Genomic DNA, 10,000 nt, shown 5'->3' with positions numbered 1-10,000 from the left:
GCTGCTGCATAGGAGGGGTTATGTTTGCTTTAATGACCCGTTTTGAGCTGAGTTATTACCTGCGCCAGCCGTCTTTTTATGTCGTCAGTTTGTTATTGTTTTTAATCAGCTTTTTATCTGTCGCCTCTGACAATGTCAGCGTAGGAGGTGGTGGTGAAGTGTTTAAAAATGGACCTTATGCGATAGGCCAGACGCTGTTAATTTTAAGTATCTTTGCCATGTTTCTGGTGGTGAATTTTGTTGGCAGCAGTGCTGTACGTAATCAGCAGCATCAAATGGAGGAGCTGATCTACAGTAAGCCAATATCACCTTTTGCTTATCAGTTTGGCCGCTTTTTTGGCAGCTATTTAGTGGTGTTACTGGTTTATATTGCTGTGCCTTTGGGCATGTTACTCGCGAGTTTTATGCCTTGGGTGGACGCCAGCCGTTTTGGCCCAACCCACTTAAGCTTTTACGCCTACAACTACCTGGTGTTGTCAGTACCTAGCTTCTTTATTATTTCAGCTTTGTTTTATGCGATAGCAGCCCGTTTCCGCTCTATGATGGCTTTGTACCTTATTGCGGTGGTGCTGCTGGTGCTTTATATGGTCTCAGGTACAGTGGCGCGTTTGCCAGAATACCGTGCTTTGTCCGCTTTATTAGACCCTTTTGGTTTACGCACCTTTTTTGATTTAACCCGTTATTGGACTATCCAGGAAAAAAATACACTGTTGGTTAGTTTTGAAGGCGTGTTATTGCAGAACCGTTTGTTATGGCTAGCTGTAGCTTTGGTGTTACTTGGCTTTTCCGGTCTGTTCAAACTGCCATCGCTGGATAAAAAAGACCGCAAAAAAGCCAAAAAAGCCGAATTAAAACAACCAGAACTTTCGCTGCAGAATTTACAGAAAAAAGCCAACTCTACCGCTCTGCTGCCTGCCTTTTTAGTCAGGTTAAAGTTTGAAGTCAAACAAGTACTGTTCACTGCCCCTTTTATTATTCTGGGCTTGATTACCGTGGCCCAGCTGATTGGTCCACTCTTTGCTGACATCGGCTGGTATGGCACATCCAGTTGGCCCGTTACGCAGACGATGGTGGAGCATATACTGGGTTCTATCAGCCTACTGATGGTTATTGTTATCGTCTATTACAGTGCTGAAGTGGTGTGGCGTGAACGCAATTCTGGGATGGGTGACATTATCGACACCATGCCTGTGCCTAATTTAACTTTCTGGACAGCCAAGTTAATAGCTATGGCGCTGGTAATGGCGGCACTTATCCTTGTTGGTATTCTGACCACCATGGGTTACCAGTTGATTAAAGGAATTGAGAACTTTGAGTTAAGCCAGTACCTGATCCGCCTTGGCTATTTTGTTTTACTGCCCTATATGATGAGTGCTGTGCTAGCGTTTTTCCTGCAAGTGTTAAGCCCGAATAAGTTTGTCGGAATGGGACTGTTTGTGGGCTACTTCTTAAGCACACTGGTGATGGCATCCTGGGGTTTCGGCCATAGCTTGTATAACTTTAGCTCATCACCTAGCATAGGTTTTTCTGACTTAAACCAATATGCCAACAGATTAACCTCCCATTCGGTTTACATGCTGTATTGGGGCGCGATCACCAGCATATTGTTTGTACTGGGTTATGGTTTGTATCATAGAGGTCCACTACAAAGCCTGAAAATACGCTTAAGTAAACTAGGTTATCACTTAGGTAAAGCTGGTAAAGCCGTGATTGCTGTTTCTGCTGTGGTAGCTGTTGCTACTGGTGCTTTTATCTATCAGCAGACCATACTGCTGAATAACTACACTACGGCGGAAGAAACAACAGATTTACAGGCTGATTATGAAAAAGCCTTTATTCAGTATGCAGCTCTGCCAGCCTTGGTGACTACCCATGTGAATGCGCAAATTGACCTGTTCCCTTCACAGCAGAAAGTGGTGGCCCGGATGAATATTCAGTGGCAAAACAAGTCAGCGCAGCCCATCGAAAAAGTCTTGGTGAACTGGCCGGACAATACAAAGCAAATGACTATTGCCATTGATGGTGCCAGCTTAAGTGAACGAGATGCCAAATTCCGCACTTCATGGCTGACCTTCAGCACTCCGGTCGCCGCTGGTGCCACAGTTGCAGGCGTGATTGAATTAACCCGCGAATCTAAAGGCTTACGTGAAACAGGTTTTGATGTGACTGTAGTTGAAAACGGCACTTTTATTAATAACTGGGAGTTATTGCCTACTTTTGGTTATCAGGAAGGAGCTGAGCTGCAGGACAGACATGAGCGCTTAAAACGTGGTTTAGAGCCAAATGAACGAGCCAACAAGCTGGAAGATTCGAAGTTTTATGCACAGAACTTCTTTGGTCCTGATGGCAACTTTATTCAGTTTGAAGCCACCATATCCACTGAAGGCGATCAGATCGCGTTAACGCCTGGTTATCTGCAGAAACAATGGCAACAGGATGGCCGTAATTACTTCAGTTATAAAATGGACCAGCCAATGGTGAATTTCTACTCCATCAGTTCAGGCCGTTATGAAGTGAAAAAAGCAGAGCACAATGGCGTGGCTATTGAGGTGTATTACCATAAAGGCCATCCGTGGAACGTGGATCGTATGGTGGAATCGGTGAAAGACTCCATTGATTACTTCACTGCTGCTTTTGGTCCATATCAGCATAAACAGCTGCGTATTATCGAGTTTCCCGGTTATCGCAGCTTTGCGCAGAGTTTTGCCAATACTGTGCCTTATTCCGAGCAAATAGGTTTTATTACCGACTTGCGCGATCCTGAAAATATTGATGCTGTGTATTACGTCACTGCTCACGAAGTGGCCCACCAATGGTGGGGCCACCAGGTAGGCGCTGCGGATGTGCAGGGTAGCGCCGTGATTTCAGAAAGTTTGTCGCAATACGCAGCTTTGATGGTGATGGAGAAAAAATACGGCGCTGACAAAATCCGTAAATTCCTCAAGTACGAGCTGGACGGCTACTTAAGAGGTCGCTCAGGTGAGCGTATTGGCGAGCAGCCATTACTGCGCTCAGAAAGCCAGAGTTATATTCATTACCAAAAAGGCTCAGTGGTAATGATGGCGATTAAAGACCGTTTAGGTGAAGAACGCTTAAATGCCAACTTAAAGGCCTTTAATGAACGCTATCGTTATCGCAATGATCCTTTCCCAACCACTTTAGATTTGGTCAGTTATTTAAGCCAGAACACAGCGGTTGAGGAGAAAGCCTTTATTGACGATTTGTTTAATAACATCACTTTGTATGATTTAAGGGTGAAAGACGCCAAAGTCACTGAACTGGCTGATGGCAAGTTCCAACTGAATTTGATTCTGCATGCCGACAAATTAGTGGCTGATGAAAAAGGGGTAGAAACCCCCCAAGCTTTGGCTGAGCAAATCGACATAGGTGTATTTAGTGTCGATCCGGACCAAACCACGGGCGAAAGTGGTGTGATTTATCTGAAAAAACATCAGTTGGTGACTGGCGAAAACAGCATTGAGTTGGTGCTGGAGCAGAAGCCACTTTATGTCGGGGTGGATCCTTTTGTCCGCCTAATCGACCGCGATGGCGCAGATAATATCCGCAAGCTATAAACATAAATTGGGGTCAGAACACATTGTTAACTGTTAACAATGTGTTCTGACCCCTTTTTTAAACAGGGCTATGGCGGTTACACTAGCCATAGTTTTCCCTGATGTGAAAAGTTAAAGTGACACTATGTCCAGCACTCGTTATTTGACCCAGCCTGATTTTCCTCCTGAACTGGCAGCAAGCCTGCAACAAGGTTATGGTTTGCACGCTACAGATTCGCCCCAGGGCTGGTATTTATACTGGACGGGCGATGCTTTGGTGCTGCGCAACACAGAGCTGAATAAACAAGGCGATATACTGGTCGACTTTGCCAGTGGTGCAGCGACTTATAGACGTAAATTTGGTGGTGGTAAAAGTGAAGCTATCGCTAAAGCTGTGGGCCTCACCAAAAAGCCGGGTTTAACCGTAGTAGACGCAACAGCGGGTTTAGGCCGTGATGCCTTAGTGTTAGCCAGTTTAGGTGCGAAAGTGACTTTAGTGGAGCGTCAGCCTGCAGTGGCTGCTTTATTGGCGGATGGTTTGCGCCGCGCAGCCCTTGATCCGGAGTTAGCCTACTGGCTGCCTGAACGTATGCAACTGGTCTTTGCGCCGTCACAGCAGGCGTTAACCCAATTGCCAAGCCCGGATGTGGTGTATTTAGATCCGATGTTTCCGGCTCGTGAAAAATCGGCTTTGGTGAAAAAAGAAATGCAGGCCTTTCATCAGGTGGTAGGTACGGATGACGACGCCGATGCGTTGTTTCCGCTCGCCTGGCACTTGGCCAGCAAAAGAGTAGTGGTCAAAAGGCCTGGTTATGCAGAGTTTTTAGCAGGGCAAAAACCCAGCATGCAAATTGAAGGCAAAAACAACAGATTTGATGTCTATGTCAAAGCTGCCCTGGATTAACTAAATTAACGGCAATAACTGAATTAGCTGGATTAAAAGGGATAAATTTATGATCAATATTGGCGATACCTTACCGGAAGTGACCTTTGCGCGTTTAACCGACAATGGCCCTGTCAACCTGACTACAGCTGAAGTCTTTAAAGGCGAAAAAGTGGTGTTATTTGCTGTACCTGGTGCTTTTACTCCAACCTGCAGCGCAGCTCATTTACCTGGTTTTATTGAACATGCGCAGCAGTTTTTTGATAAAGGCGTCGATCGTATTATCTGTACTTCGGTCAATGACGCTTATGTGATGGACGCCTGGGGCAAAGCTCATAACGCCACGGACATCGTATTTTTAGCGGATGGTGCTGGCAAATTCGCTAAAGCTATTGGCCTGGATGTGGAGACCGGTGATTTTGGTGGTGTACGTTCAAAACGCTACGCTATGGTGGTCGATGATTGTGTGGTGACAGCGCTGAATGTCGACGAACCTAAACAGTTTGAAGTTAGCAAAGCTGAAGTGATGTTAGAGCTGGTGTAAAAGTTAGCCAGAGGCCAGAAACTTCTGGCCTCTGAGGTATATGTTTCTGCGCTAGTTCAGAATTATTGGGCTATCACATGTTGGACAGCTTCTGTCTACAGGTTGTTAGGGCCGGATAGAGTAAGCTCCAGCTGTATTGCTATAGCGGAAAACCTGCGTTGTACCGCGACTTTCAAAATAGACAGTAAAATTTACTAGTGGTGCGATACCCATGCCCATTGCGATATCTCTCAAACCCACGCTCATCCAAACAGAGCCGTAGCCGCCCCAGTCGTCCAGTTTGCGGGCTTTAATTTCTATCACTTCTGTTTTCTCGTCCTCGTCGTCTTCAGCAGAAGTGCTGACAACTCCCTTTTTCTTTTGCTCCAACTTGTATAAAGAGTGTGCCAAATCCCGATAATTTAAATAGGCGTCCATGGATGCTTCCAGCTTTTCAACTGGCACACCAAGCACATCAGCCAAGTGCTGACGACGGGTTTGCATCATGGTTTCCACCTGCTGTTTTTGTTCTGCAGTTAAGGAGTGATAAGGAATACCATTCAACGCAATATAGACAGGGTCCTCTTCCAGCGCTGGGCCTGCGGTATATGAGCCCACAACTAACCTTTCCATTTTATTGGCAAAATTCAGGTACTGCTCCGTACCCGAGAAACCAAAATACGTGGCGTAAGGTTTGAATTCCCGCAGCAGCTGCTGTTTTTCTGCATCGGAGTTTTGGGCAAACACCATGATGGGAAACAAGGTCAACAAACCAATCAACAAAGTCTTCTTCATTTCTACAAGTCCTTTTATTACTGAAAAAGGTAAATTAACAATTTTTTTCGTTATGATAAACGCATTATTTTTATGTGTAACTTTGTTTTGATTTCTGAGGCTTTGACAACGAGTGGCTGGAAAGGTGGCCAAAAGGCAAATGGTTATTGCGGATAGAGAGTGCCATTGGCTTTGATTATTGCCAGCCACTGCTGTGACAAAGCCTGAGCTTGTTCAATTTGCTCTGGTGTAAGTTCTGACTCACGACGTTGCACAAAGTCTGAGTATCTGCTGTGTAATCCATTGTCGTCTGTTAGTTCCAGGATCAACAGGTTGAAGGCATAAGATTTAGCCCGGCCATGTTCGCCATAGTTTTGTGAGTGGTGCATAGTCGACAGGGTGATCAGCGCTTTGATGCTGCCGTGCTGCGATGCGGACTCTAATAATGAAAGCTGTAGCTGAATTAAGTCTTGCCGCTTTTGGATATAGGCTTCGCGTTCAAGCTCTGTTGCACCAGCCAATTGCATAAATTGCTCTGGCGTGACTGTGGCCATCTCCTCCTGAGCTGGTACATAACCCGCTTTGGCGGCAGTTTCTAAATAAGCGTAAAACTCATCGCGTTGCTGTTGGTCTATTCCGGCACAAAACTCATAGCGTTCCTTGATTGTGATGATGGCAACACCGTCGTCTTTATAGTCATACGCCTGCTGTAAGCGAGCTTCTAAGTCGGTTTCATTTAGCGCTGCCGTAGCGCAAAATCTCAGGTTCATAGCCAGCATGTAAGTGGCCAGCAGATCGCCCTGGTTGGCCCGACTTTTCAGTTCTGTCAGCTGAGTGTGCAGAGGCTGGTCCAGTTTCCAGTCCTGTCGTGCAATAACGACCAGCTGCTCCGCTGAATTTGGCGTTGCCGGACTGGAATTGGCTTGTGGGATGAGTTCAGGCTCAGCAGCTAAAGCTGTTAGCTGAGGCTGCTGAAAATCAGAGTTTTGTGGGGTTTGAGGCTGAGTTATTTTGGCATTGCTGGCTATAAAAAACAGGCCAGCGCATATCAGCAGTACTAAGGACGTAGCTAAGAGTTTTTGCATTACATTCCTTGTAAAAGTGCGAGCCAGAAGTTTAGTTTGTAACTAATTCCAGCGCCGCTTGAATCGAAGGCCAGACTTCATCGGCGCTGGCCTGCTCTTCAGCTGTCAGATTTTGGCCTGATAACACCAGTACTTTGCGGCCAACACCAGCTGCTTTTGCGGCCTGCATATCGGCTTTTTTATCACCGAGCATCAGGCTTTGGCCCGGGTCTATCTGATACTTGTTGATGGCCTGCAACAACATGCCTGGTGCAGGTTTACGGCAATCGCAGTCGATTTGATAAGGGGGTTTGGCATTAACCGGATGATGAGGGCAAAAAAACACATCGGTCAGAGTCACGCCATGAGCCTCAAACTGCGCTTTCATCCAGTCAGTTAATGCATGAAACTGTTGTTCGTTGTAGTAGCCGCGGCCTATACCTGATTGATTCGTCACTACGATCAGCAGGTAACCTTGTTGCTGTAAATGACGGCAAGCCTCAAACACTCCGTCGATAAACTCGAACTGGTCCGGGCTACTGACGTAACCATGATCGATATTAATCACACCATCTCTGTCCAGAAACGCGGCCTTTTGCATCTTTTTCATAATTGCTGGCTCATAACTGCTGTTCGGCCACTACTTTATCGAACATAGCAGTCACAGCCTCAACAGCAATTTTTTGCATAATATCGCTGCCTTTCACCCGTGTGCCCCATTTCAGCTCTGCTGCAGTTTTGCCTTGTTGCTCCAGCAACGACTGGTGATAGACCTCGACCACATACTGACGGAATAAATAAGGGCCTGTGCGATCCGGGTTGCTATGGCCATATAAACCTATCACAGGCGTACCTACAGCTACCGCCATATGAGCAGGGCCTGTGTCGGGCGCTAAAACTACACTTGCGTGTTTTAACAACGCCAGCAACTGTTTTAAATTGGTTTTGCCGGTGAGATCTGTGATGGGATGCTGAGCCGATGCCAGAATGGCCTGACTTAAAGTGCGTTCCAGTTCAGTTGGGCCGCCGCATAAGATCACCGCAAAGCCTTTAGAGTTCGCATAATCGGCCAAAGCCGCATAACGCTCTGGTAGCCAGTTACGTTCGGCTTTTGAGGCTGCAGGGCTGATGATCAAGACGCGTGAGTTGCCAGTGGCTGCTAGCTGCTCTTTAGCCCATAACTCGTCCGCTGCAGGAATAGGCAGCTGCCATGTTGGAGTCTGACCCAGTTCTTGCTCTGATACGCCAATAGCTTTGGCAAACTGGCGAAAGCCATCCAGTACATGGCTGCGTGGCGCGGCTTCTATGCGGTGACGCATAAAAAGCGCATGCAGCTCTTTGGCGGTGTGCCAGTCAAACCCAATTTTTTTGTGGGCCTTGATACACAAAGAGGCGAGATTAGCGCGAAAGGCCACTTGCATATGCAAAAGCACATCAAAACAGTCGTGTCTTAAATCCTGCTTTAGCTGGCTATAAGCCGCTTTGCCCAGCTTTTTATCAAAGACGACAAAACGTACACCGGGCAAACCTTCCAGCAAACGGGCTTCGATTTTGCCGATGATCCAGGTGATCTGTGCCTGCGGATGCTGACGCTGAATGGCCTGCACCACAGAAACTGCGTTGCAGACATCGCCGATAGCGGATAAACGCAGAATACAGATAGATTTTAGCGGCTGCGACAACTCAGTTATTTCCCTGTAAATCCTGAATTTTCCGTATTACTTTGCTGGTGGAGCGGCCATCAACAAAAGTCAGCACCTGCACTTCACCACCATGAGCTATCACTACATCCGCACCTACTATGGTGTCAATACTGTAGTCGCCGCCTTTGACTAAGACATCTGGCAAAATAGTGCTGATTAATTGTAACGGCGTATCGTTTTCGGCGAGGTCATCACCAAAAGGCACCACCCAGTCGACACTGGCGAGGCTTGCCAGCACTGTGGCGCGGTCTTCCAGACTGTTGATAGGGCGCTGCTCGCCTTTTAAACGGCGCACTGAAGCATCTGAATTCAGGCCCACCACTAAGCGGTCACCCAACGCCTTGGCCTGAGCTAAATAACGTACATGGCCTGCGTGTAAAATATCAAAGCAGCCATTGGTGAACACTATACGTTCGCCGTTTTGACGGGCAAACTGAATATGCTGCAGTACTTTGTCAAAAGGCGTCTGATAAAAATCGCCCTGACGGAATAAATCTTTGTTCAGCTTAGCGGCCAGCTCTTCAGGAGAAACTGTCGCTGCGCCCACTTTGCCTACCACTATACCAGCCGCTAAGTTCGCCAGCTGAGTGGCATCATGCAAGGACATGCCAGCGCTTAACATCACAGCTAAAGTGGCGATGACGGTATCCCCAGCACCAGTGACATCACTGACTTCCAATACCTGGGCCGGGAAATGATGATGTTCAGTAGCGGTAATCAGGCTCATGCCTTGTTCGCTGCGGGTTAATAAAATTGAGGCTAAACCGGCTTTTTGCATCAGTTCACGGGCTGAACTGAGCATTTCTTCCACTGACGCTGTTTTGCCGCCTGCGGTTTTAAATTCACCTAAATTTGGCGTGATGACATCAGCACCGGCATAGACCGACAAGTCGGCTTGTTTGGGGTCAACCAAGACAGTTTTGCCGGCCGCTTTGGCCAGTTTGATCATTTTAGAAATCTGCTGCAACGAGCCTTTGTTGTAATCACTGAACAGGATCACATCGTAGTTTTGGTACACAGCGGCAAAACGTTCTGCCAGCAGTTGTGCATCTTGGCTGCTGAACATTTCTTCCTGATCCAACCGCACTATTTGTTGCTGGCGTGACACCACCCGCATTTTGGCAATGGTAGGTTTGTGATCCTGGCTTAGCAGTTCAGAATGAATCTGCTCACCAGCCAGCAACTGCTGCAAGGATTCGCCAGCGCTGTCGTGACCAATAATACCTAACAAGCCTACTTTACCGTCCAGATGGGCGATATTGCGTGCCACGTTGGCAGCACCACCGGCTTTGTCTTCAATTTTGCTGATTTTCACCACAGGCACTGGGGCTTCAGGCGATATACGCTGCGAGTCGCCATTAAAATAGCGGTCCAGCATCACATCACCTACTACCAGTACAGAAGCAGAAGACAAATTTTGCAGCAGGCTCAGGTTAATCATCAGTTAGTACCTACTATGGCCATATCTAAAGCTTCGCACAGCCAATGGCCAATAAACA

General features: G+C 47.1%; 8 protein-coding genes. 3 read left to right on the top strand and 5 right to left on the bottom strand.

The genetic code is table 11. From position 1 onward, the window contains the following. Positions 1–20 precede the first annotated feature (20 nt). The 3 genes from LDL40_RS18625 to LDL40_RS18615 all read left to right on the top strand — a co-directional run bounded on the left by LDL40_RS18625 (position 21) and on the right by LDL40_RS18615 (position 4,981). Complete coding sequence (locus LDL40_RS18625) at positions 21–3,575, top strand: M1 family aminopeptidase (protein WP_300996995.1); 3,555 nt, start codon at positions 21–23, stop codon at positions 3,573–3,575. Positions 3,576–3,699: 124 nt separating this feature from the next. Continuing rightward, entirely contained in the window at positions 3,700–4,458 is a 759-nt protein-coding gene (locus LDL40_RS18620) for a class I SAM-dependent methyltransferase (RefSeq protein WP_300996994.1), read from the top strand. 49 nt (positions 4,459–4,507) lie between these two features. After that, on the top strand, positions 4,508–4,981 hold the full coding sequence (locus LDL40_RS18615; protein ID WP_300996992.1) for a peroxiredoxin: 474 nt from the start codon (positions 4,508–4,510) through the stop codon (positions 4,979–4,981). Between the two features lie 105 nt (positions 4,982–5,086). On the opposite strand, the gene LDL40_RS18610 is transcribed toward LDL40_RS18615, so the two are convergent. From LDL40_RS18610 to hldE, 5 genes are all read right to left on the bottom strand, one after another. Next, positions 5,087–5,755, bottom strand: a complete 669-nt coding sequence (locus LDL40_RS18610) for a hypothetical protein (protein WP_300996990.1) — start codon at positions 5,753–5,755, stop codon at positions 5,087–5,089. A 143-nt stretch (positions 5,756–5,898) separates the two neighbouring features. Next, complete coding sequence (locus LDL40_RS18605; RefSeq protein WP_300996989.1) at positions 5,899–6,819, bottom strand: hypothetical protein; 921 nt, start codon at positions 6,817–6,819, stop codon at positions 5,899–5,901. A 31-nt stretch (positions 6,820–6,850) separates the two neighbouring features. Then, positions 6,851–7,408 carry a D-glycero-beta-D-manno-heptose 1,7-bisphosphate 7-phosphatase gene (gene gmhB / locus LDL40_RS18600; protein ID WP_300996988.1) on the bottom strand — a complete coding sequence of 186 codons (558 nt, stop codon included), beginning with the start codon at positions 7,406–7,408 and terminating at the stop codon, positions 6,851–6,853. Positions 7,409–7,418: 10 nt separating this feature from the next. After that, entirely contained in the window at positions 7,419–8,480 is a 1,062-nt protein-coding gene (locus tag LDL40_RS18595) for a glycosyltransferase family 9 protein (protein WP_300996987.1), read from the bottom strand. Between the two features lies 1 nt (position 8,481). Further along, the gene (hldE, locus tag LDL40_RS18590; protein WP_300996984.1) at positions 8,482–9,942 is read right to left on the bottom strand and encodes a bifunctional D-glycero-beta-D-manno-heptose-7-phosphate kinase/D-glycero-beta-D-manno-heptose 1-phosphate adenylyltransferase HldE; all 1,461 of its coding nucleotides are present in this window, start codon (positions 9,940–9,942) and stop codon (positions 8,482–8,484) included. Positions 9,943–10,000: the final 58 nt, after the last annotated feature.

It is taken from the genome of Rheinheimera sp. (genome assembly GCF_020217005.1).
Classification (GTDB): Bacteria; Pseudomonadota; Gammaproteobacteria; order Enterobacterales; family Alteromonadaceae; genus Pararheinheimera.
This window is presented reverse-complemented; position numbering and strand designations above follow the sequence as displayed.